The sequence below is a fragment of the Devosia naphthalenivorans genome, from assembly GCF_003056355.1.
Taxonomy (GTDB): Bacteria; Pseudomonadota; Alphaproteobacteria; order Rhizobiales; family Devosiaceae; genus Devosia; species Devosia naphthalenivorans.
Genome location: NZ_PYVW01000001.1, coordinates 255,956 through 276,897, shown reverse-complemented (window position 1 = coordinate 276,897; position 20,942 = coordinate 255,956). Strand labels below are relative to the sequence as shown.

The window sequence follows — 20,942 nt, the reverse complement described above, 5'->3', positions numbered from 1 at the left end:
CTTGGAAGATGTCTGGGACAAATCGAAAAGGTTCGGCTTGAACTCCTACCGCGATCTCCTGGCGAAACTCGATTGGGAGATCGAGGGCTTAGAGGACGTGGTCGAGAATTCCATTGAAGAACGCTATCGTTACTTCAACACCGCAGTGACGGCGTGGCACCTCACAGATTGGGTTTGGCAGGCGATGTCTGCTGAAGATCGGCGCATTATTGTCGACCAGCACCCTGCCTCTCGAGATACGGTCACAAGCTTCCAGAAACTTGTCAGGCTGACCTCCGAAGCGCTGCTGATCTGTGACCAGGTTGCGAATGGGTCAAAACACTTCGAACGGAGCCGACACGACAACCCTGATATTTTCACTGCCATGACAAACGCGATGAACATCTACCAGCACATCGAAACTGGAGAGCTTATGCAGAAGGAAACTGTTTCAACCTTCATCGTGTACGGAGACAGCTTCTACGCGCCGATTGCGTTGTTCCGCAAAGCGAGGTCAGACTGGGACCTAATACTCAACGGCTTCGGTCTGAGCTGAAGGGCATAAAACGAAAGAAACCCACCTCAGCTTTCGCTTAGCGGGTCACCTCAGACACTAGTCTGAAAATCGCATTAACTGCACTAGAGGGTGATTTGCATCGTTCGTCAAGCGGCCTTTGCATTTCCCACTGCGACGCGCTTCGGCCGGGGTATCATGCCCAGGAGATGGCCGATGGCATTGAGCGCCAGCCGTAGATCACCAACCATATGGGGGTGCTGCTCGTCACGGCTGACGAGATAGTCAAGTGCTGCCCACATGTTGCTGCCGCGGTGCTCGTGATACCCCTGCTCTGTCTGCACCGCCTGTTGAATCCTGTCCCACTTCCGGATGGCGTTTTGGCACCACTGCTCGTACCCAGGGCCTTCAGCTCCGCTGGCGCCTCCTGTGCCTGTGGCTAATGCATTGGGCGATTTCACCGCACGCTGGAAGTTCTCGTATGCTTCGCGAAATGACATGGCAGCATCATATTGATCCCGAGTGATCCCGTCAGTGGTGCCGCGCATCCCTGCCAGGCACAGTCGGCCGACATAGGTTGCTGCCTTCTGATCGCGGGCTTCCTTTTCGGTCAATCCGAATACCCGCATGCGCAGTGCGATTGCATCGGCGTTCTCATTGTAGGCACTAGCAGCGCGGCTGATCTGCCCGCTCTTGGTCCGCTTTACGCCGGTCTTGCGTGGTCTGCCCTTAGCCATGGTTTGTCCCTGTTTTGTGGTGTTTGGTGCTCTGGTCGAGCGGAATCGTTACTGCTGGGTCCGTTGATCGAGCGCGCTACGACCGAGCGGCGGATCACCGAAGAAAGAGGCCGTGAGACGCTGTGCCCGGTTCTGCCCAGGCCTTGGCGCATATACCGGCGCAACTGGATCTGGCTGCTTGTCGATCGCGCTCCTGAGGTTGGAAACCTTGCTGGTCACAGCTGACAGCGTGCGGCCCAGCGTTTGCGCAATGTCTTGATAGGGCCCCTCTTCACGGCACATGGTGATGAGGATGCGGACCTCGTGATCTGACCAGCTTGTGTTGTTCGGGTTCATGCTGATGCCTCTGCCTGCTCGATTGATTCTGGTGATTTCGTCTCTGACATGGCTATTGGTCGTGCCATTTGAGGCAGCCAGAGCAGCGCCAGCCGCTCCGACCGTGCTTTCTCCATCGATGCAAGCCGATGAGGCAAAGCATGGCGCCAATGGCCCGGACACACGCCATGGCGATTGCTGTTGGCCAGTTCATAGGTTGCCCACTCATCGAGCCGCCCTCGCCTGCTCAATCTCTTCAATGCGGAATGTTGCGTTGCCGGACTTGCCGACGATGACCTGGCGACCGCGCATCTTCTCCACCGCCTGAAAGTCCGGATGGTCTGGGGGAAGTACGACAAGGCCGTTGGCCGCCGGAGGAACTGGATCGGACTTGAGGCTGATGTGCAGCGCGCCAATCCAAGCGCCAGTGCGTATCCACTTCCCCAGCCCTGGCCTGAATTCAAGCTGCTGCACCGGATCAACGCCGCGAGCCTCTGAATCCTCAATGTGCCACTGGGCGAACCGCTTGGCCGCGATCAGTAGCCGCTGCGTTTCGTCATCGGTCAGCTTGTTGAAGGCTCGGCTGGCCTCGCTCCGATTGGTCATCGGACGCTTGGGGAAAGCATCCCAAACATAGTCAAACGGAACTCGCTCTCCGCTCGTTAGAGAGGGGTTCGTTGAAAGGGGTTCGTTAACATAGGTGCCGATGTATGGGTCGGCAGGGGGTGCCGATGTAGAGGCGGCAGGGGGTGCCGACCTATCGGCAGGGCTACCCACCACATCTAGTACCGGGTCGGGTACATCAAGCACTACGCGGTACTCGTGTGCACTGCCCCTTACGCCCTTGGTGTGGATCTCAGTTACCGGCCGCTTTTCCAGCCAGCCGGCCTCAACCAGGCGATCAATTGACGCCTGTACGGTTGAGCGTGCGCAGCCTATTTCGCGAGCCATGACGACCTGCGACCGACGGCACCAGCCGCGCTTGTCGGTATGCTTCCCAAACACGCAGAGTACCTGCAGGTCACGCGGTTCTATCCGCTTATCGAGCACTGCATCTGCTGGGATGATGGAGAAGCGGGGTTCAGCCATTGGCGCCCTCGTCCAAACTGTAACCTAGCTTCTCCCAGTAAAACTCGAAGCGGGTTTCAGCCGGGAAGGTGAAGCCGGCAGCTTCAAGATACGCCATCTGTTCGGCGGTAAATGCCGGGCGACCATGCAGCCGGCGCTGAAGGGCGTCGCGCAAGTAGGCAACTGGGCGCGGACCTTTGACGGCATTGCACGACCTGCAGCACGGCAGCCTATTCGTTCTACTGTGCGACCCGCCACGAGATCTCGGAACCACATGGTCATCCGTCATTTCGGCGTATGAAGCGAATCGAGTGCCGCAGTAGGCGCAGCGCCCATCGGTCTTCGCCCAGAGCCATTTATTCCGCTGGCGCCAGTCAGAGGGTTCGTGGCTCATTCGGTCGCCACCTGTCTGGCCTGGCCATAGACCGGCTTCACGTAGACTTCGCCGCGCAGCCGGGCCGTATGCTTGCGGATGCCGTGGATGACCGTTGTGTGGTCACGGCCGCCCAGCTTGCGCCCTATCGCCGGCAAGCTCAGTTGCGTCTCCTTGCTCATGCGGTACATGGCTTCGTGACGGGCCTCAGGAAGAGGATTGCGGCGACGCGGGCTGAACAGCTCAGGCTTTGTGAGCCCGTACTTGATGCAAACCTCTCGGATGATGTCGTAGGCAGTGGATGGCGCCGTCTCCACAGGCGGCAGCGAGACGTCGAGCGTGTCGTGCGGCATGCGGACTTTAGCTTTTGCTTTGGCTGCAACCATGAGGGCACGGGAGATTGGCCTGGGCGACGACAGCAAAGCGGAGCCGAGCAGTCGGGCTCTGGCCGCCTGGCTGGCAGCTGTAGCCTCTGCGCCTGACCGATACTCACGAACCGGCATCTCATAACCGATAGCGTGATTACGCTGCTGGACCGCCAGCAAGGGAATATAGCTGTTCATGCTGCCCTCCGGTCTTGTTCTTCTGCCCATGCGACAAGGTCATCTGCAGCCTTCTTACTGAGACCCATAGCCTGGCGGCGCTTGCGGCGCGCGACGTGCATTTCAGGTGTGGAGACTTCCCAACGCCGGGTTTCGAGCTCGGCTATTGCCCATTGGTGCTGCGGGGTCATTTGGCACCCCAGAGCATATGGGCCACTGCATAGGTGCCGGGGCCCCAGACGTACCAGGCGTGGTCTTCTGTGCCCGTCTCGCCGTTGCCTGCCCACGAGATGCGATCGAGCAGCGCGATCTTCGCCATGAAGCGAGGATTGTTCTGAAACAGGTGCCGGCGCGTCTTGCCGAAATCGAACTTGGCGGTCAGCAGCAGCGCCACCATTCCGTCGCAGCGCTCGAGCGCCAGTTCGGCAAAGCGAACAGCCAATCGGTTCTGCTTGCCGTATGGAGGATTGGTGATGATCGCGTGAGGCTGCGGCAGGAGCTGATCGGCGGGGCCGTCAATGAAGTCCCAGATGAAGTGATGACCCTTGGTATAGACCTCGATGTCGCTGGTGACGACGAATGCGCCATAATCGCGGATAACGTCGGCCATGAGGTGGGCGCCAGCGGCTGGCTCCCAGACCACATCGTCGCGGCAAACCGGGAAATGCCGCAATAGCACCTCCGTCGCCCAGGGCTCGGTCTGGTAGAGATCATTCGCCGCGCGGGCGTAATTGGATGCGGTGACGGTCATCCCTGCACCGACTTCCCAGCAATACGCCGTAGCGCAAGTGACACCCTCGCCTGCTCTGCTAGATCGGAAGGACGGACAGATGCTGCCTTGTTGATGAGCTTGCGACGGCGAGACTTGGTGATGCCGTTGGCTTTGAGAGCAGCCGCCATCTGCTGGAGATTGGCCTGGTGCTTTGCCTGCCATTCCTTCGTCGCTTTGGTGGGCATGCTGAGGGTCACTGATCGTCTCCCTTCGGTTTTTCTGCGGGCTGGTTAGGCAGCGTCTCGTGACGTCTCGCCCGGCGTAACTCCCAAGAACTCCTCCAATTGACGGATAAGCCGCGCACGAGCCGGAGTAGACGGGAGAGCTTTGAGGGCGATGAGGTTTTCGGCACTTTTGCCCTCCACCGATTTGATTAGGCGGTCATAGGTGTTCTGGAGCTTGAGGTAGGGCGAGGCGTCGATCGTTGCCGGTGGCCGATAGCGCAGGCGCCACAACAAGCCAGGCGTCACACCGGCCCACTTGGCAGCCGTGTGCATGGCGTTCTCGCTGCCCATGCCTTCGAGGGATTCAGCACGCTCCCAGAGCGCGATACCCCATTCCTTCGCCTTGCTGACCAGCGTTTGTGGCTCAAGGTCGTTTGCGCAGAGATCAGTCATTTTTTGACGCTCGTGCAAAGAGATTTTGTCCATCTGCAAATGCCTTCCGGGTAGTTTTGAAACCACTGGATGAGGCAGCAGACGAAAGGATCATCTGATGATGGGAAAGAGGAGCAGCAGCGATGAGCTTTACTGGCGGCTGATGCTCGAAGGTATGAAGCCGAAGACCGTTGGCGCGGTTCAAGCTTCGAATAGACTGGCGAGTGCCCCGGTAAGCGGGGAGGAGGATCGCAAGCGGCGACACTCGCCTACGGCGCGGGGAGGAGTTCGCGCCGAACTGTGCTGGGTAAACCCGGCCTTTAGAGAGGCGACGGGACGCAAGACCAAGCACGTCGCTTTTCTCAAGGTCGTGCGATGAAACGGGGGCGGCAGTCATTGAGCGCCAGCCATAACTTGAAGCACTGCCCTGCCGACCCAAACTGCAGCTAGGACAACAAGCCATGCCCCGGCACCAAGGGTCATCATCATGCAAATGCGTTCTGACTGGCTGGGAGAGATGCGGGCGCGGTTCATTCTGCCGGGGCCTCGATCATGCCAAGGGCGCCCATGTAGAGATCCAACAAGGCTTCCTGCTCGAGGCGTTCGTTCTGATCCATCCGGCGGAGGCGCAAGATGGTGTTGATTATCCGGACATCGAAGCCGTTACCCTTGGCTTCGGCCTTCACCTCTTTGATGTCGGCAGAAAGCTCCTGCTTCTCACCTTCGAGGCGTTCGATACGCTCGATGATGGAGCGGAGCTGGTCGCCTGCTACCGCATCGGTTTCGGTGTTCGACGGATAGCTCATTCAAGCCTCACGATTTTTGAAAGTGTGAGCATCGTTCACATGCTGCTTGGCGGCGATTTCAGCCGCGCCAGCGATGATGGTGATGGACCGGGCGCGAGTAGCGAGGCGGACGATGCCGCGGTCTGCCATCCGGTGAAGAAAGTCGTGAATGTTGCTCTTGCTGCGGCCCAGCGCCTGAGCGATCTCGTCGTATGTGGGCGAGACGCCGTTGTGCTTCGCCTGGAAGGCCCTGACGAAATTGAGGACCTTCACCTGCTCATGGGTGACACCAACATGTGTGGAAGCACCCTGCCCCACCGCCATCAGGACGCGGGCTATAAGCTCCCGGTCATCCTCGATGTTGGAGAACTGATCCATGAGCACTTCGGCGCGCTCGTAGATGTTCTCTGGGATATCTGCCGGGCGGGTCATGCTGCCACCCCACGCGCTTCGAGGTTGGCCGCGTACAGTTGCTCGGCGGTCACGCCAGCGCGCTCAATCAGGATTTGCCAGTGACGATCAGGCACGCCAATCGACGGCCACTTGTAAACGGCGTCTTTCTTGATGCCGCCGCCGCTGGCCTCTGCTATTGCAGCAGGGCCGCCAGCCTTTTTGATGATTTCGGCAAGTGTCAGGGTGCTATCCATGCCCTCAGTCATACTGGATTTAAATTCCAGTTTCAATGCCTAATAATTCCAATTCGGAATTATTTTCCTGACCTATGCTGCGCACCATGAAATGGTGGCAGCGACTACAATCGGCAATCGACGAGCTCGGCTGGACCAAGGCTGAGCTTCAGCGACGGTCCGGCATCTCCTACGACAGCATTAACAAGTACCTGCGCGGCGACGTGGACAACCCGCGTGGCAACGTCTTGGAAAAGCTGGCTGCGACGATCGACCGTCCCGCAATCTGGCTGAAGGAAGGCGTCCTGCCCGGCAGCGGCGACTTGGTGCGTTCGATGCGCGCTCCGGGCACGGCCCCTGTCGTCGCTACGGTTGAGGCGGGTGCATGGCGGGAAGTTGACGAGCTCGACCAGGATAGCCCTGAATGGGTCACCGTTCCGGCCGATGACAAATTTCCTGATGCCACCCAGCGCGTCTATGACGTCGCAGGCGACAGCATGAACGCGCTGCAGCCTCATCCGATCACGCCGGGCTCTCGCCTCGTTGCCATCGACTATGATGAAATCGCCAGTCGCTCTCCACTGCGCAATGGATTGGTGGTCGTGATCCAGCGCTCGAAGAACGGCGGCCAAGAGCGTGAGCTGTCGGTGAAACAGGTCGCGTGGTTCGAAGACCGCATTGAATTCCAGCCGCGGTCGACCAATCCGAAGCACAAACCGATCGTGGTTGAGCATGACAACTGGGAAGATAATGGCGTTGAAGTCGCGATCGTGGGATTAGTACGGGATATCATTCATAGGCTACCAGGATGACAGACAAGCTCAGCGACCCACCCGACCCGGACAACCCCGAGATTGAGTATTCCGTTCACAGTGGGCCTCACTCGCACAATGGCATCGAGGTTGAGGTCAGCATCTTCCGCCTTGCCGGGACCAATGACGAATGGACATTGGAGGTTGAGAACCAACTTGGCGGAACCACCGTCTGGGAGGATACCTTCCCGACCGACGACTCCGCCTACTCTGAGTTTCTCGCCACGCTGGCGAAGGATGGTATCGAGCAGTTCATTTTCGATGATCCAGTAGTGCACTGAGGTAGAGCCATGACGCCTGCTCGCTTCAACGAATGCCCATTCGCCAAGATTTTGAGGGAGGCCGCCGAGGACCTAGAGCAGATGACCACCGAAGAGATACGGTCCCTCCTGATCGAAGCAGCCGAGATGTCCCAGCGTTCACATGACCTGCTAATATTCGCAAAAGAGACGATTGAAGGCGGGCCGACAGAGGGGAATGCGTGAAACCATGACGCCTGCCCGCAAGACCAATGACCCCAGAGAGCTAGCTGCTCGCGCCTTGTGTCGCTTCCATGGTGTGCCGGAAGATACCCAGTTCGAAGGCAAGCCCATGTGGATGAGCTACCTGGACGAGGCGGATGCCGTGTTAGCCGCCGTGGCATTGGCGCCGGATGAAGGACAACTGGAGTATGTGCCGGTTCGTGCCTACCACGTTCTGCGCAGGCTCTCTGAAGGCGACATTGGCACGGACACCATGCATGGCCGCGAAGACGAAGGCTTAGTAAGATTCCTGGTTTCGCGCGGTCTGGCGGTAGAGACAGACGGGGTGCTGAAGATCACCGTTGCGGGAAAGGCCATCGGGGAAATCGAGGATGAGCGCTGAATGGCAGACGCGGTGTTTGAGGCTTATGTATGCGACTATTGGCCCTGTGGCCATTTCTCGCTTGAAGCCTTCTATGTCCCGAGTGGCGCGTCCCTCCCCCTTTCGCGCCACATAGGGGCTTGAGCTGGCTGTCCTCCCGATCGTCCAGCTCGCCCCGCCCACCCTTTACCCCGGCTCACCCCGCAGCCCCCAGTGGAACGCTGACGCAGCCCATCCGTTAACCCTCCACACCAACAAAGAGGAGATATCCGAATGGATTGGAACCGCGTCGAAGGTAACTGGAAACAGATGACCGGTAAGGTCAAAGAGCAGTGGGGTAAACTCACTGACGACGATCTGACCCAGATCAACGGCAACCGCGAGCAGCTGGAAGGTAAGATCCAAGAGCGCTACGGCAAAGCCAAAGATGAAACGTCCAGGGACGTTGACGATTGGTACGGCCGTCAGACTTGGTAACGCCTGACATCGAAGAGTTGAAGCCCCGGTTAGTGCCGGGGCTTTTTGCTATCGGTCAAAACATATCTGGCACGTCGCCATGCTTCGCCAGGATCACCGGCTCGTCAAAGTCCCCGGTGTCCACGTCGCGGTCCGTGAGAACGCTATGACCGCATGGCGGGTTGCGGCGACCTGTTGCGCCAGGCGGATGCAGTGTTCTCTATCCCGTGCAATCCTCGGCTCATCGGCCTGTAGCCCTCTGCCCTTCTTCCGATAGCCTTGCACCACGTAGTGGGTATTTGATCCATCGATCATCAGCTTGCCGACTTGCACCGTCGTTTCTCCTAGTGGGTGGTTGCGCCGGCCGGATCGAACGATCTCAGCACGTGCATGATTTCGGGGATTACGGTTGGGTCCAGAGCCAACATGAACGTGGCGTCCGAGCTTGTTGGTTTGTCTGTGGCTGCCGGCGGCCGGTTCATGATCGGGATCACGCCAAAATCCCATTCATCCGCAAAGGGGCCGAAAGGCTCGACGCGGAAGTGATAGAACGGGAAATTTCCCTCCAGGTAGGACAGCAACTGCTTCTCGGCCCACTCGATCGCCTTGCCCATTCCGGACGGCGCAATGACGATGAACTCGCTGACCTTATGCTGCACGGCTCGCCTCCCTTACTTTGAAGGCCACGATCTCGGCGCTGGGGGTTTCGCACTTGGGGCATTCGAACCCGGCGTTCCTGATTTCTGGATGTTCCATGAGTTCGTCACCGTCCACCGGTGCCGGCCGACCGGGTGGCAGGGTAACCTCTTGCTGATACAATTTCGCGCATCCGCCGCAGCGGACATGAAGCAACACCGATGCTCCGTCACACATAACCGCCTCCGGTTTGTTCTTGCTCTGTTCTCATTAAGGAACGGGCGGCGAAGAGAGTCGAGTCGGAATCGACAGTTGGAAGTTAATTCCATTTCTTGTTGACAGTGCGTCTTGTTGGATTTAAATTCCATTCCATCAAATCACCGAGGCAGGCGCCTCTATGGAGTGGATGGGATGAGCGATATCGTGAACGCCGGATTGGGCGAATTGATCAGCGCCACCGTTGCCAAGCAGCTCGACGCCGCCTTCGTGGAGAAGGAAGTCGAGACCCGGGTTTCAAAGCTCGTCGTTGAGGCTGTTGATCGTGCGCTGCGCGGATATTCCGACACCGCCAAGCTCATCGAGAAGGCCGTCGAGGATGCCTTGCGCGTCGATCGTCTCGACCTGCCCAGCTACGGCATCATGGTCGCGCAGATGGTCAAGACGCAGGTTGAGGCCAATGTCAGCGAACTGATTGCTGGCAAACTCGCCGAGCACGTCTCCGAACTGCTGAAGCTGGCGCCCAAGGAGGTCAAGCTTTCCGAGATCGCGAAAGCGATGTGCGAGAAGCACGAAGGTGAAGGGTACGGCCCGGTCATTACCGTCTTGGTCGAGCGAACCGACTACGGCTCTGCTTGGGTCTACCTCGATGAAGAAACTCATCACGAAGGCCACGATGCAAAGCGCCGCTGTGACCATCAGCTTCTCATCAGTTCCGATGGGCTGATATCCAGCGCCACGATCCACAACCGCAATGTGAAAGACACGACGCAGTTTGGTCGGGCCTACGGGCTGGCGCAAAAGCTTCGGGCTTATGTCGCATGCGGCACCAGGATCATCCTGGACGAAGATGACGTCGTCACCGGCGTCGGCGATTACTGATGCCTGAGATATCCGAAACCCATCTGGCCGCCCTGCACCGGGTTGCGCACGACGCTGCGGCTTTGGCTGCCAGCGTCCAGCGTGACGATACGGGCGACCTCATCGGCCTGCAGTTCACCGGCAACGGGAACGGCGGGAACCTGTCTCAGACCTCCCTGCTGGCGAAGGACAATCTCCAGCGCTCCCTCAATGACCTGAACAAACTGCCTGCTGCAGGCAAGGAAGGCTGACCAATGAACCGTTTGCCAAGTGGACTGAGGAAATCGACTGGCGGGTATAAGCACCCGCTGTACGCCCGGCCTGCGAAGCGCAGGGTTTCGGTTGTGCCGAGCCTGACGCCTGAGCAGATCGCTGAGAAGCGCGCGAAGAGCGATGCCTTCATTGCTGAATTCGTGGAGCGAGCCGGCTGGAACAAGCCTCACCCTGCCCTTGAGAAGATCGCAGACCGTGAAGCTCGTGTTGCTGTCGAAGGCGATACGGACCTGAACCACGATAATGTGGAGGCAGCGGAATGAGCGAGGCGATCCTTCAAATCAGCCCGTACGCCATGGCGCTAGCCGGCGCCTATTTGCTGCTGCTTGCCGCGATGGTCAACACTTCAGGGCTGCTCAATGGCATCATCTTCCGACTGATCCCTTCGTTGCTTGGAGCCGCCACCCTCTGGGTGAGCGCAGCGATGCTGATGGCTGGTGCAGCATGACCCTTACCCTCAACACCACCCTATTCGTCACCTGGGGCGCGCTGATGCTGGCTGCTGCCTGGTGGGTTCGCTTCGATAGTCCAATCTGGAGTGCATTCTGATGGCCAGTGAATTTCCACTTGATGTCTCAATGCTGAGCGTGGCCCTGCCCGATGATCACGACGCGACGAAGCCTTTTCCAATGATTATCCGCATTGATTTCGAAACGCCCAACTTGTGGGCGACCGGTGACGGCAAACGGATTTTCCGTGACCGCGAATGGGCCGAAAAGGCCATGCAACTGGACACGCCAGAGTACAAGCAGCGGTCGCGGCTGCGCATGCAACACTCCCGCCTCGTCAAAGCGGAGCCAGTCGAATGGGCTGGATGGGTCTACAGCGACGAAGTGGGCGGCTACAACGACGGCTATTACGACAGCGTCGACGCGCTCCGCGAGCATTGCGAATGCGAGGCCATAGCCGTCCCGGCCTACTGCCATGCGACCAAAGAGCAGTCCTTCGACTTCGACATATTCGATGCGCTCGACAGTTACCTGAACGACACTCATCACGAGGACGCTCACGACCAGATCGAGGGATGGGACGAGCTCGAAGTCTTTTGGAAGGCATGGGCGGCCAAGCAGACCGTCAAGACCTATTACCTCGACTATTCCAAGATCGTGGTGATCGACCAGGCTGGATATGAGGCTGCGCTCGCTGAGGCAAAAGCTTGGCTCGCGGAGAACCCCACGCCATGACCACCATCCTCACCACCAAGTTCACCTGCGACAGCGTAGGCAACTGGCGTCAGGTGCCTGTTGTCCTCGCTCGACGGGGAAATGGATGGGTTGAAGTTCCTCCTGCTCCTGATCGGGTTGTTGAACCGAGAGAGGCAGCGTGATGGCGAGCTGCAATGAGCATGGCGTCTATGATGCCGATGAAAAGCTGGCTCTGCCTTACCCCAAGAAGGGCTGGCGCGGCTCTCCACTTGCCGACATCAGCTTGGCAGACCTCGGAACGCACTGGATTTGGGCCACCGGCTATCAGATGCACAGTGGCAATTGGGAAGGCGCCGGCTCACCGCTGTCAGACCATGAAGCATGGGCAGAGCGCCGCTGCGCTAGCCGTGCAGCCGCAATCGCCGCTGCCAGTGACTACTTACGCGGCAGACTGCAAAGCCGCGCCGATGGCGGGGACCGTGACGCCAGCGCCGTGTGTGCATGGCTTGACAGCCTCATTCCTAACCAACTCGACCTCTTCGGAGCAGCAGCATGAAGAACAAGCTTTCCGACCTACGAGAAGCGAAAGGCCCTCGCATGACCCAATCGTCAAACAGGCGGCGGCATGTCCTCGGGCTGCGGAATGTTGGCCGGATCTCTCGGATCATCTTCAACCGGGTCGGGTGGAAACTGGATCGGGTCGGCGTCCGGGTTGTCGAACGGATTGATCTCCGGTGGCGGCGGGAAGTCTTCGTCTGGTTCCAGGGGCGGAAACATGGCCGGCCTCCATTGCTGGTCTTCCCGTCAAACGGACATGACGCTTTCCCAGTTCCGTGTGGGGCACGGCCATGATCAGCCTAATCCTCACCGGTTCCATTTCCCTCGACTTCGGTGCGTTCATTGCCGAGCGGGCCAGGAATTATCGTGTGTCAAAGTCCGCGATCCTTTCCGCCATTCAGGCATTTGTGCCGTCGCAGCCAGTTCCCCATACACTGGCTGATGTGCCCGCTTGGCCCATGGCGGGCCTGACGGATGGGGAGGCCGCGACCCAGCCATCCTCTCCATCCGTCGAACTAATTCCCGAGGCTCCTAAGCCGCCCCCTGCTGAAATCGACGGTGATCCCTCGGAACCAGAACAGCCGCTGGTGAGCAGCGCAGAAGCAGCAGCATGAAGAAACTTACCGAACAAGAGCGCCACCTGCTCCAGCGCGTTTCAGATGCCGGCGGCTCCCATTGCTTCCGTCAGGAAGACAACATCCCTCCTGCTGGGCACAAGGCTCTCAGGAGCTTGGAGAGGCGTGGGTATTTGACTGTTGCCGCTACCGATGACGGTCCGCTGGTGACGCTTACAGCGCAGGGACAAGCGGAGGTCGACAATGGCTAAAGCCTCCATCCCTTACGCGAACGCGACCAGCGGTGTTGCCGCGCGCACCGAGATCACGAACATTCTACGCCGCTTTGGCTGCAGCAATGTTGGCTTCATGGATGACTATGAGCACCACGAAGTGCTGCTCGCTTTCGAGCATCGCGGCAATCGCGTTCAGCTACGTGCCTCCGCAAAGGGCTGGGCATCCATGTTCCTCAAGGCCGAGCCATGGACACCACAACGCCGGTCAACCCGTCAACAGTACGAACAAGCGGCTCTCGATAAGGGCCTGGTGGCGGTTAACTCAGTGCTTCGGGATTGGGTCAAGGGCCAGATCACAGCGGTTGAAACCGGCGTGCTGTCGTTTGCCGGAGTGTTCCTGCCCTACATGATCGCCGCAGACGGTCGCCCGCTGCTCGAGCACATTCAAGCCGCCAAGCTGCTGCCTTCGCCTGTGGAGGGCAACAATGACTGATCGCCCGATCTTATTCAGCGGCCCCATGGTGCGGGCCCTTCTTGCCGGGACGAAAACTCAGACGAGGCGAATCCTCAAGCCGCAGCCATCTGCCTACACCGGCAATCCGATTCCGCCCGAAGGCCTGTCCTGGACGAGCAAGAAACGGGATGAGCCCTACTTCGCCATGCACGACGATCAAGTGCATTGGTGCTGGTGGGATGAATACAACCGTCAGGGTCCAGACTGGATCAAGCTGAGGATTGCGAAGGGGGATAGGCTGTATGTCCGCGAAAGCGGATGGCAACGGCCCGATCGCACGCCTGAGATGATGAGGCAGGGAGCCGATACTTGGGAGCCCTACTATTTCGACGCCGATGGCCTCAGCGAGCAAGATCGAGATGATCTGAGGGAATGGGGCTTCAAGCGCCGACCCGGCATCCACATGCCCCGTCGATGCTCTCGCCTCACCCTAACTGTCACTGACGTTCGGGTAGAGCGACTGCAGGATATTAGCGAGGTTGATGCCTGGGCAGAAGGTATCGACGCGATCATGAAGCGCGGTTTTCCAACGCGGCATGATGTGACGCTTGATCTTCCGGGATCGCCCCGCTGGTTTCAGCCTCGCGGTGTCGACGTTTATCAATCGCTTTGGGAAACCATCAACGGCCCCGGCTCATGGGAATCGAACCCTTGGATTTACGCCGTCTCCTTCACTGTTCAGCGGGGCAATATCGATGCCCAGGTATGAATTCAGCAAGAAGGTGCGGCGCGAAGCTGACGAACGTTCCGGCGGGCGTTGCGAAGCCTTGGGCGAGATCTATGGCTTGGAGCCAGGGCAGCGCTGCAACGCTCCGTTCAAGGCGGGTGCCAAGGAGTTTGACCATTTCCCCGTGCCTGCCACTGAGAAAGGCAGCGACACGCTGGATAACTGCGTTGTCTGCTGCCCTACGTGCCATGCTCACAAAACCCGGACCTTCGATATTCCGGTGCAGGCCAAGGTCAAGCGGGTCAGCGACAAGCACCGCGGCATCCGGCCGGCGTCCAAGTGGGGATCCGGAACACGGCAGAAGGCCGAACCCCAACGCAGCGCCACCCGCCGCATAGAAAAATGGAGCCTGCTCTCATGATAGCCCTATGTAGCACTCTCCGTTTGGCAGCACCGGCCCTTGTTCTTCTCGATCAGCTGATTGTACGCCACGATCAACTTGCCGATTTGCCGCCATCGCTCCGGATGCTTCGGGCCCAGACGTACCAAGAACCGCGCCTCGTCGGACAGGACTTGCACGGCCTCCTCCGGCCGCGTCGAGATTTCCGTCATCCACCCCCACGCATGCAGGAGACGAACCGACTCCTTCAAGCGGTCGTCCAAATTCTCGCTGTCGTTCATCGAACGTCCCCCAGTCCCCGAGGACAGCTAATCAGCCTTTCGTTCGTTTGTTCCCAGACGACTTGGAAGGTGCTTAACAAGGCGTTCTTCCGAGCCTACCTGGCTGGCTGGTGCAGCCTCGATGGCCGTTTGCTCGAGCCCGCGAGCAAGGACGGAGACGGCACATGAGCTTAGCAAAATCAGTTGTTGCCACCCGTCTCGCCATCCGACGAGGCCTGAGCGAGGCGGAGGCGGCGATCTATATTGGCCTCGGCGCCAGCAAGTTTTCGCAGCTGGTGCGCGACGGACGAATGCCTAAGCCCCGTGTAATCGACAACCGGCGCATCTGGGATGTCGATGATATCGACGCCGCATTCAAGGCATTGCCAATCGAGGGCGAGGCGAACGATAGTGCCAGACCAAATTCCTGGGATGATTTGATCCCATGACTGAGGCACTGCCGTTGGCAACGATCAAGCTGAAGTACATCAAGCACTACAAGGATCGGCTCGGCACCGAGCGGTACTACTTCAACAAGATCGGGCGCCCCAGAACGGCCCTGCCCGGCCTTCCCGGCTCCACCGAATTCATGCAGGCGTACCAGGAGTGCATCGACGCGCTGCCTGCCCAGCCAGCCACACCGAAGGCGCGGGCATCGAAAGGCAGCATCTCGGATTTGGTGTCGCGCTACTACGCATCGTCCACCTTCAAGAACCTGGCCGGGCTCACCCAGTCGAGCTATCGAAACGAGATCAAGAAGATCGATGTAGCCTATGGCAAGGCTTTGGTTTCAGAACTCACCCGCCTGCAGGTGAAGCGCATCATCGCATCGAAAGCAGAAAAGCCCGGTGCCGCGAACAAACTGCTGCGCACCCTGCGCATGCTGATGAAGTTCGCGATCGATGAAGAAATGCGCAAGGACGATCCTACGGCCAGCATAAAGCCGCTGCGCGTGGCCGGTGACGGGTTCATTGCATGGACCGAATCAGACATCGAGAAATTCGAGAAGCACCACCCAGTCGGCTCCATGGCTCGGCTGGCTTTCGCTCTGGCGCTCTACACGGCGCAACGCCGCGGCGACGTGGTGCGCATGGGCTCGCAGCATGTCCGAGAGGGCAAGATATCGGTGCGCCAGCAAAAGACTGGCGCTTACCTGGATATTCCGATTCATCCGGATCTTGCCGTTGTGCTTGCTGCCATTCCGAACCACCAGACCAAGCGCGGAACGAACGAACTGACATTCGTGCTGTCAGAGACGGGTAAGCCGTATGCACCGGCGAGCTTCGGTAACTGGTTTGGAAATCGGTGCCGCGAGGCCGGGTTGCCTGCGGGCTATAACGCTCACGGCCTGCGAAAGGCGGGAGCGAGGCGATTGGCTGAAGCTGGATGCACCACACTGGAGATCATGTCGATCACCGGGCATCAGACAATCGCGGAAGTGGAACGCTATACGCGCTCTGCCAATCAGGCCAAAATGGCAGTCGGCGGCATGGCCAAACTGCGATCACGTTCTAACTAGAACAAATGCGGATATTCTAACCCCTTGCAACAGCTGCACAAAAGAGAGGTAATGGTGGGCGATGACGGACTCGAACCGCCGACATCCTCGGTGTAAACGAGGCGCTCTACCAACTGAGCTAATCGCCCGCCGAACCATTTGGCTCCGCGAATGGCGCTCTGATTAGGGCCCCTGTCCGCAATCGTCAACCGCCAAATGAAAAGGTCCCGACGCAAAGCGCTCGGGACCTCACAGAACATACGCCTAAAAGCAGTCTTAGGCGTTGATCGCGTCCTTCAGGCCCTTGCCGGGCTTGAACTTCGCCTGATTGGAAGCTGGGATCTGAATCTCGGCGCCGGTGGCAGGGTTGCGGCCGGTCGAGGCCTTGCGCTGCGACACGGCAAAAGTGCCAAAGCCAACCAGACGAACTTCTTCGCCGGCCTTCATGGCGCCAGTGATGGCCTCGAACACTGCATCCACAGCTTCAGCGGCCTGTGCCTTGGTGATCGTCGCTTTGTCGGCAACGACGCCAACCAGATCGTTCTTGTTCATAGCTTTTCCTCAGATTGATTGCCCGCCCTCGCTGGCGAACCCAAAACTCGGCAACCCTTCGTCGATTCTAGCTGAAACGCAAGGATTTCCGGGCTTCTGACGAGGCCAAGCGGTGCAAAACCGTTAATGGACCGGAAAACTACGTGCGGCAAGTCTGGAAAGCGCCATTTTTTTGGTTCCTCCACCTTCTACACACCTGAAAGCCTATAATCCTCCGGCGGGAGCGGCCACAGACCGGCGTTTGATCCCTAGCATCAGCGGCAGGGCCAACAGATAGATTGCCGCGCCAACGATCCAGATCAAACCGGGCCATGTATCAACCAGCCCAAAATAGACGAAGCTAAAGAACAACGGTCCAAAAACGGCTGCAAGGCTGGCGAGGCTAGCCAGCACCCCTTGCAACTGCCCCTGCTTGTCCTCGCCTACTTGTGTCGTCACGAGCGACTGCAACGCGGGCATCCCGATACCGCCCAAGGCAAACAGCGGCGCCAGCGCAAAGAGCACCCACCCCTGCGTCGCCATGCCGAGCAGCAGCAACGCCGCCAGCTCACATGCCATGCCCAGGACCAGGGCCCACCTCTCGCCGAGCTTGGCCACCGCCGGTCCCGTAAGGAACGCCTGTGCGCCCGCGTGGAAAACTCCAAAGGCCCCCAGTGACAGCCCGATCATCATGCCGTTCCACTGGAAACTGTCTTCGCCAAACAATGCCCATATCGTGCCGTACATTGTGCCCACGAAGTTCATGATCACAAAGATCGCCATCAACGGGATCAACGCGGTAAATGTCAGCGCCCAGCGCAAGGGCTTGAACGGGTTCAGGGTATCGAAGTCAAACTTGGCATCAGCCTTGCCCGGCCTGGATTCCGGTAGCACAAAAAACGCTAGTGCCAGGTTGGCACCATTTAGAAGGGCGGCGGCAATAAACGGCGCTCGAACCCAAAGATCCCCCAGAATGCCACCAAGCACCGGGCCAATGATGAAGCCAATGCCGAACATGGCGTGAAACAGTCCGAAACGCTTCGCACGCTCTTCTTCGCTGGAGATATCGGTGATGTAGGCTGTTGCGACAGCCATGTTGGCGCTGGTAATGCCTGATATCGCTCGGCCGAGCACCAGTATCCATAGATGCGGCGCGAATGCCATGATCAGGTAATCGATCGCTGCACCGGCCAGAGAGATAAGAAGAACCGGCCGCCGACCGAACCGGTCGCTGAGAACACCCAGGATAGGGGAGAATAGAAACTGGCAGGCCGAATATAGCGCGAGCATCAGGCCGAGCAGCGTTGCCACTTCCGTTATGTGTCCCACGTCCCTTAGCAAGGCCGGCAGAATCGGGAAAATCAGGCCGATACCAACTGCATCGAGCATCACGGCCGCAAGGATGACGATCAGCGGTTTGTTCAAGATTGAGGCTCCTTGGGCAGCACGTGACGCCTCTCCCAGAGAGACCTTCCGTACCATGACGAAGACTGCTGCCAGATTTCGACAGCAGCAAGGATTTCGCCGCCAGAAAGGCAAACGGCGGCCCAAAAGGACCGCCGCCGTGACGCGGGGAGCCTTCCCCTGCACCGCAGACCTGATTTATCAGGATGGATCAACATTCACCCAAATAAGAAACGGCGGCCAAGGCCGCCGTTTCTCTCGTCTGTAGAGCCAGCGCTTAGTGCGGCAGGCCGGCAGTTGCATCGTCAGCTGTTTCAACCGTGGTCGATACGGCTGGCGTGGCTTCATCGAAGTTCCACTCGATCGGTTCAGGCTTGCGAACCAGCGCCCGTTCGATCACCTGGTCCATCCGCGATACCGGCACGATCTCCATGCCTTCCTTGACGATGTCCGGGATCTCGGCGAGATCACGGACATTCTCCTCGGGGATCAGCACCGTCTTGATGCCGCCACGGAGCGCTGCAAGCAGCTTCTCCTTGAGGCCGCCGATGGGCAGCACCCTGCCCCGCAGCGTGATCTCGCCTGTCATGGCAACATCATTGCGGACCGGAATACCGGTCATCACCGAAACGATTGCCGTGGCAAGCCCGATACCGGCCGACGGACCATCCTTGGGGGTTGCCCCTTCTGGAAGGTGGACGTGGATATCGCGCGTGTCGAACATCGGTGGCTTGATGCCGAAATCGATCGAGCGGGAGCGGACATAAGCAGTCGCTGCGGTCAGCGATTCCTTCATCACTTCCTTGATGTTGCCGGTGACCGTCATGCGGCCCTTACCCGGGGTCATCACGCCTTCAATGGTCAGCAGCTCGCCGCCAACAGAGGTCCAGGCCAGACCGGTCACAAGGCCAATTTGAGATTCAGCCTCGATCTCGCCGTGCTTGTAGATATCAGCGCCGAGATATTTGGTCAGCTTCTCTTCATCGATGACGATAGTCTTGACCTTGGTCTTGACGATCTCGGCCACAGCCTTGCGCATCAGCTTGCTGATCTCGCGCTTGAGGTTACGCACGCCCGCTTCGCGGGTATAACGCTGGATCAGGGCGGTCAGCATCTCGTCGGAAAGCTCGAACTCGCCATGGGCAAGGCCGTTTTCCTTGAGCGTCTCGGGGATCAGGTGCTGCTTGGCGATCGCGTGCTTCTCCTGTTCGGTATAACCCGACAGGCGAATGATCTCCATGCGGTCCATCAGCGGGCCCGGGATGTTGAGCGTGTTCGAGGTGGTCACGAACATCACGTCCGAAAGGTCGTAGTCGACCTCAAGGTAGTGGTCGGCGAAGGTGTGGTTCTGTTCCGGATCGAGCACCTCGAGCAGTGCCGAAGACGGATCACCACGGAAGTCCTGGCCCATCTTGTCGATCTCGTCGAGCAGGAAGAGCGGATTGGACTTACCAACCTTCTTGAGCGACTGGATCACCTTGCCAGGCATGGAGCCGATATAGGTGCGGCGGTGACCGCGGATTTCGGCTTCGTCCCGAACGCCGCCCAAAGCCATGCGCACGAACTCACGGCCCGTTGCCTTGGCAATGGACTTGCCCAGGGAGGTCTTGCCCACACCAGGAGGACCAACGAGGCAGAGGATCGGCCCCTTGAGGGTGCCGGTACGACCCTGCACGGCCAGATACTCCAGGATGCGCTCCTTGACCTTTTCAAGGCCATAGTGATCCTCGTCCAGCACCTTCTCGGCCAGGACCAGGTCACGCTTCACCTTGCTCTTCTTGCCCCAGGGAAGGCCGAGCAGCGTGTCGAGATAGTTGCGCACGACCGTGGCTTCGGCCGACATCGGGCTCATCGACTTGAGCTTCTTCAGCTCGGCCTCGGCCTTCAGCTTGGCTTCCTTGGACAGCCTGGTCTTGGCGATGCGCTCCTCGATCTCTGCGATCTCGTTAGTGCCTTCTTCGCCGTCCCCCAACTCCTTCTGGATCGCCTTCATCTGCTCGTTGAGGTAGTACTCGCGCTGCGTCTTTTCCATCTGCCGCTTCACACGGCTGCGGATGCGCTTTTCCACCTGCAGAACGCCGATCTCGCCTTCCATCAGGCCAAGGATCTTCTGGAAGCGCTCCGCCACCGACAGAGTCGACAGCAGGTCTTCCTTCTCATTGATCTTGATCACCAAATGGCTGGCGATGGTATCGGCGAGCTTGGAGTGATTTTCGATCTGCCCGACAGCGGCAACAACCTCTGCCGAAATCTTCTTGTTGAGCTTCACATAGCTCTCGAACTCGGCCGTGGCCGAGCGAGACAGCGCCTCGATCTCGGTCGCATCTTCCACAGGCTCAGGCAGGATCGAAGCTTCCGCTTCGAAATAATCCACGGTCTGCAAATAGCGATCGATCGTCGCGCGGTTGAGCCCCTCGACCAGCACCTTTACGGTGCCGTCCGGCAGCTTGAGCAGCTGAAGCACGGTCGCAATCGTACCCGTATCGTAAATCTGGTCGGGCGCCGGGTCATCGTCCTGCGCATTTTTCTGGGTCACGACCAGAATGTGCTTGTCGTCGCGCATGACTTCTTCAAGCGCCTTGACCGACTTCTCACGGCCAACGAACAGCGGCACGATCATGCCAGGGAAAACTACAATGTCGCGCAGCGGGAGAACCGGGTAAACGCGATCCCGGCTTGCTTCGCCGCCCGTGGGATTGACGTCCGTCATCTCGTATCCTTTCCAGGGCGCGCGGGAGGAAGGATAGGTGCGCGCCCGTAGTAGACAGCTC

36 protein-coding genes, 1 tRNA gene and 1 pseudogene are annotated in these 20,942 nt (G+C 59.0%); 19 read left to right on the top strand and 19 right to left on the bottom strand.

Annotation, left to right across the window (positions count from 1 at the left end):
• Position 1 precedes the first annotated feature (1 nt).
• A complete protein-coding gene (locus C8264_RS01560; RefSeq protein ID WP_108459181.1) occupies positions 2-535 on the top strand; it encodes a hypothetical protein in 534 nt (177 codons plus the stop codon).
• Between the two features lie 107 nt (positions 536-642).
• On the opposite strand, the gene C8264_RS01555 is transcribed toward C8264_RS01560, so the two are convergent.
• The 12 genes and pseudogenes from C8264_RS01555 to C8264_RS01500 form a co-directional block, all read right to left on the bottom strand.
• The gene (locus C8264_RS01555) at positions 643-1,230 is read right to left on the bottom strand and encodes a hypothetical protein (RefSeq protein ID WP_108459180.1); all 588 of its coding nucleotides are present in this window, start codon (positions 1,228-1,230) and stop codon (positions 643-645) included.
• Between the two features lie 48 nt (positions 1,231-1,278).
• Positions 1,279-1,566 carry a hypothetical protein gene (locus C8264_RS01550; RefSeq protein WP_108459179.1) on the bottom strand — a complete coding sequence of 96 codons (288 nt, stop codon included), beginning with the start codon at positions 1,564-1,566 and terminating at the stop codon, positions 1,279-1,281.
• A 204-nt stretch (positions 1,567-1,770) separates the two neighbouring features.
• Positions 1,771-2,634, bottom strand: coding sequence for a helix-turn-helix domain-containing protein (locus C8264_RS01545; protein WP_108459178.1), 864 nt, complete (start codon positions 2,632-2,634; stop codon positions 1,771-1,773).
• Positions 2,627-2,788: a hypothetical protein gene (locus C8264_RS22440; protein ID WP_245892891.1), complete on the bottom strand. Its 162-nt coding sequence runs from the start codon at positions 2,786-2,788 to the stop codon at positions 2,627-2,629. The genes C8264_RS01545 and C8264_RS22440 overlap by 8 nt, the downstream gene beginning before the upstream one ends.
• A 9-nt stretch (positions 2,789-2,797) precedes the next feature.
• Positions 2,798-3,007, bottom strand: a pseudogene (locus tag C8264_RS22820) (HNH endonuclease); the annotation flags it as partial.
• Positions 3,004-3,549, bottom strand: a complete 546-nt coding sequence (locus C8264_RS01535; protein WP_205245592.1) for a helix-turn-helix domain-containing protein — start codon at positions 3,547-3,549, stop codon at positions 3,004-3,006. The gene C8264_RS01535 and the pseudogene C8264_RS22820, both read right to left, overlap by 4 nt.
• 166 nt (positions 3,550-3,715) lie before the next feature.
• Positions 3,716-4,279 (bottom strand): hypothetical protein, encoded by a 564-nt coding sequence (locus C8264_RS01530; RefSeq protein ID WP_108459175.1) that lies wholly within the window; start codon positions 4,277-4,279, stop codon positions 3,716-3,718.
• Entirely contained in the window at positions 4,276-4,497 is a 222-nt protein-coding gene (locus C8264_RS01525; protein WP_108459174.1) for a hypothetical protein, read from the bottom strand. Before C8264_RS01525 ends, C8264_RS01530 begins: the two co-directional genes overlap by 4 nt.
• 33 nt (positions 4,498-4,530) lie before the next feature.
• The gene (locus C8264_RS01520; protein ID WP_162783400.1) at positions 4,531-4,917 is read right to left on the bottom strand and encodes a hypothetical protein; all 387 of its coding nucleotides are present in this window, start codon (positions 4,915-4,917) and stop codon (positions 4,531-4,533) included.
• Positions 4,918-5,426: 509 nt separating this feature from the next.
• On the bottom strand, positions 5,427-5,702 hold the full coding sequence (locus tag C8264_RS01510; protein ID WP_108459171.1) for a DUF2312 domain-containing protein: 276 nt from the start codon (positions 5,700-5,702) through the stop codon (positions 5,427-5,429).
• A complete protein-coding gene (locus C8264_RS01505; protein ID WP_108459170.1) occupies positions 5,703-6,113 on the bottom strand; it encodes a LexA family protein in 411 nt (136 codons plus the stop codon).
• The gene (locus C8264_RS01500; protein WP_245892890.1) at positions 6,110-6,364 is read right to left on the bottom strand and encodes a carph-isopro domain-containing protein; all 255 of its coding nucleotides are present in this window, start codon (positions 6,362-6,364) and stop codon (positions 6,110-6,112) included. The genes C8264_RS01505 and C8264_RS01500 overlap by 4 nt, the downstream gene beginning before the upstream one ends.
• Before the next feature lie 38 nt (positions 6,365-6,402).
• On the opposite strand from C8264_RS01500, the gene C8264_RS01495 reads away from it, so the two are divergent.
• The 5 genes from C8264_RS01495 to C8264_RS01475 all read left to right on the top strand — a co-directional run bounded on the left by C8264_RS01495 (position 6,403) and on the right by C8264_RS01475 (position 8,439).
• Positions 6,403-7,119, top strand: coding sequence for a LexA family protein (locus C8264_RS01495; RefSeq protein ID WP_245892889.1), 717 nt, complete (start codon positions 6,403-6,405; stop codon positions 7,117-7,119).
• The gene (locus tag C8264_RS01490; RefSeq protein WP_245892888.1) at positions 7,116-7,400 is read left to right on the top strand and encodes a hypothetical protein; all 285 of its coding nucleotides are present in this window, start codon (positions 7,116-7,118) and stop codon (positions 7,398-7,400) included. Before C8264_RS01495 ends, C8264_RS01490 begins: the two co-directional genes overlap by 4 nt.
• 9 nt (positions 7,401-7,409) lie before the next feature.
• Positions 7,410-7,604: a hypothetical protein gene (locus C8264_RS01485; protein ID WP_108459168.1), complete on the top strand. Its 195-nt coding sequence runs from the start codon at positions 7,410-7,412 to the stop codon at positions 7,602-7,604.
• Complete coding sequence (locus C8264_RS01480) at positions 7,597-7,983, top strand: hypothetical protein (RefSeq protein WP_108459167.1); 387 nt, start codon at positions 7,597-7,599, stop codon at positions 7,981-7,983. Before C8264_RS01485 ends, C8264_RS01480 begins: the two co-directional genes overlap by 8 nt.
• 252 nt (positions 7,984-8,235) lie before the next feature.
• Positions 8,236-8,439 carry a CsbD family protein gene (locus C8264_RS01475; protein WP_108459166.1) on the top strand — a complete coding sequence of 68 codons (204 nt, stop codon included), beginning with the start codon at positions 8,236-8,238 and terminating at the stop codon, positions 8,437-8,439.
• Between the two features lie 323 nt (positions 8,440-8,762).
• Here the strand turns inward: C8264_RS01475 and C8264_RS01465 are convergent, their stop codons facing one another.
• Positions 8,763-9,077: a hypothetical protein gene (locus C8264_RS01465; protein WP_108459164.1), complete on the bottom strand. Its 315-nt coding sequence runs from the start codon at positions 9,075-9,077 to the stop codon at positions 8,763-8,765.
• 421 nt (positions 9,078-9,498) lie between these two features.
• Between C8264_RS01465 and C8264_RS01460 the strand changes: the two genes are divergently transcribed.
• From C8264_RS01460 to C8264_RS01435, 6 genes are all read left to right on the top strand, one after another.
• Positions 9,499-10,152: a hypothetical protein gene (locus C8264_RS01460; RefSeq protein ID WP_162783399.1), complete on the top strand. Its 654-nt coding sequence runs from the start codon at positions 9,499-9,501 to the stop codon at positions 10,150-10,152.
• Positions 10,152-10,382: a hypothetical protein gene (locus C8264_RS01455; protein ID WP_108459162.1), complete on the top strand. Its 231-nt coding sequence runs from the start codon at positions 10,152-10,154 to the stop codon at positions 10,380-10,382. Before C8264_RS01460 ends, C8264_RS01455 begins: the two co-directional genes overlap by 1 nt.
• A 3-nt stretch (positions 10,383-10,385) precedes the next feature.
• Positions 10,386-10,667 carry a hypothetical protein gene (locus C8264_RS01450; protein WP_108459161.1) on the top strand — a complete coding sequence of 94 codons (282 nt, stop codon included), beginning with the start codon at positions 10,386-10,388 and terminating at the stop codon, positions 10,665-10,667.
• On the top strand, positions 10,664-10,852 hold the full coding sequence (locus tag C8264_RS01445; protein ID WP_108459160.1) for a hypothetical protein: 189 nt from the start codon (positions 10,664-10,666) through the stop codon (positions 10,850-10,852). Before C8264_RS01450 ends, C8264_RS01445 begins: the two co-directional genes overlap by 4 nt.
• Positions 10,853-10,982: 130 nt before the next feature.
• Positions 10,983-11,588, top strand: coding sequence for a hypothetical protein (locus C8264_RS01440; RefSeq protein ID WP_162783398.1), 606 nt, complete (start codon positions 10,983-10,985; stop codon positions 11,586-11,588).
• A 142-nt stretch (positions 11,589-11,730) separates the two neighbouring features.
• Entirely contained in the window at positions 11,731-12,105 is a 375-nt protein-coding gene (locus C8264_RS01435; RefSeq protein WP_108459158.1) for a hypothetical protein, read from the top strand.
• A 53-nt stretch (positions 12,106-12,158) separates the two neighbouring features.
• Here the strand turns inward: C8264_RS01435 and C8264_RS22020 are convergent, their stop codons facing one another.
• Positions 12,159-12,326: a hypothetical protein gene (locus C8264_RS22020; protein WP_162783397.1), complete on the bottom strand. Its 168-nt coding sequence runs from the start codon at positions 12,324-12,326 to the stop codon at positions 12,159-12,161.
• A gap of 71 nt (positions 12,327-12,397) precedes the next feature.
• On the opposite strand from C8264_RS22020, the gene C8264_RS01430 reads away from it, so the two are divergent.
• Genes C8264_RS01430 through C8264_RS01410 form a run of 5 tightly spaced genes read left to right on the top strand, consistent with a single transcriptional unit; the run spans position 12,398 to position 14,499 of the window.
• Positions 12,398-12,721 (top strand): hypothetical protein, encoded by a 324-nt coding sequence (locus C8264_RS01430; RefSeq protein ID WP_108459157.1) that lies wholly within the window; start codon positions 12,398-12,400, stop codon positions 12,719-12,721.
• On the top strand, positions 12,718-12,933 hold the full coding sequence (locus C8264_RS01425; RefSeq protein WP_108459156.1) for a hypothetical protein: 216 nt from the start codon (positions 12,718-12,720) through the stop codon (positions 12,931-12,933). Before C8264_RS01430 ends, C8264_RS01425 begins: the two co-directional genes overlap by 4 nt.
• The gene (locus C8264_RS01420; RefSeq protein ID WP_108459155.1) at positions 12,926-13,390 is read left to right on the top strand and encodes a hypothetical protein; all 465 of its coding nucleotides are present in this window, start codon (positions 12,926-12,928) and stop codon (positions 13,388-13,390) included. The genes C8264_RS01425 and C8264_RS01420 overlap by 8 nt, the downstream gene beginning before the upstream one ends.
• Positions 13,383-14,120, top strand: a complete 738-nt coding sequence (locus tag C8264_RS01415) for a hypothetical protein (RefSeq protein ID WP_108459154.1) — start codon at positions 13,383-13,385, stop codon at positions 14,118-14,120. The genes C8264_RS01420 and C8264_RS01415 overlap by 8 nt, the downstream gene beginning before the upstream one ends.
• Positions 14,107-14,499 carry an HNH endonuclease gene (locus C8264_RS01410; RefSeq protein WP_108459153.1) on the top strand — a complete coding sequence of 131 codons (393 nt, stop codon included), beginning with the start codon at positions 14,107-14,109 and terminating at the stop codon, positions 14,497-14,499. Before C8264_RS01415 ends, C8264_RS01410 begins: the two co-directional genes overlap by 14 nt.
• Before the next feature lie 5 nt (positions 14,500-14,504).
• On the opposite strand, the gene C8264_RS01405 is transcribed toward C8264_RS01410, so the two are convergent.
• On the bottom strand, positions 14,505-14,759 hold the full coding sequence (locus tag C8264_RS01405; RefSeq protein ID WP_108459152.1) for a hypothetical protein: 255 nt from the start codon (positions 14,757-14,759) through the stop codon (positions 14,505-14,507).
• 164 nt (positions 14,760-14,923) lie between these two features.
• Between C8264_RS01405 and C8264_RS01400 the strand changes: the two genes are divergently transcribed.
• Together C8264_RS01400 and C8264_RS01395 are read left to right on the top strand one after the other, a co-directional pair.
• The gene (locus C8264_RS01400) at positions 14,924-15,187 is read left to right on the top strand and encodes a hypothetical protein (RefSeq protein WP_108459151.1); all 264 of its coding nucleotides are present in this window, start codon (positions 14,924-14,926) and stop codon (positions 15,185-15,187) included.
• A complete protein-coding gene (locus tag C8264_RS01395; RefSeq protein WP_108459150.1) occupies positions 15,184-16,257 on the top strand; it encodes a tyrosine-type recombinase/integrase in 1,074 nt (357 codons plus the stop codon). The genes C8264_RS01400 and C8264_RS01395 overlap by 4 nt, the downstream gene beginning before the upstream one ends.
• Positions 16,258-16,309: 52 nt before the next feature.
• Here the strand turns inward: C8264_RS01395 and C8264_RS01390 are convergent.
• The 4 genes from C8264_RS01390 to lon form a co-directional block, all read right to left on the bottom strand.
• Positions 16,310-16,385 (bottom strand) — tRNA-Val (locus C8264_RS01390).
• Between the two features lie 127 nt (positions 16,386-16,512).
• The gene (locus tag C8264_RS01385; protein WP_108459149.1) at positions 16,513-16,788 is read right to left on the bottom strand and encodes an HU family DNA-binding protein; all 276 of its coding nucleotides are present in this window, start codon (positions 16,786-16,788) and stop codon (positions 16,513-16,515) included.
• A gap of 204 nt (positions 16,789-16,992) precedes the next feature.
• Positions 16,993-18,249, bottom strand: coding sequence for a Tet(A)/Tet(B)/Tet(C) family tetracycline efflux MFS transporter (gene tet / locus C8264_RS01380; RefSeq protein WP_425430653.1), 1,257 nt, complete (start codon positions 18,247-18,249; stop codon positions 16,993-16,995).
• 199 nt (positions 18,250-18,448) lie between these two features.
• Entirely contained in the window at positions 18,449-20,881 is a 2,433-nt protein-coding gene (gene lon, locus C8264_RS01375) for an endopeptidase La (protein WP_108459147.1), read from the bottom strand.
• Between the last annotated feature and the right edge of the window lie 61 nt (positions 20,882-20,942).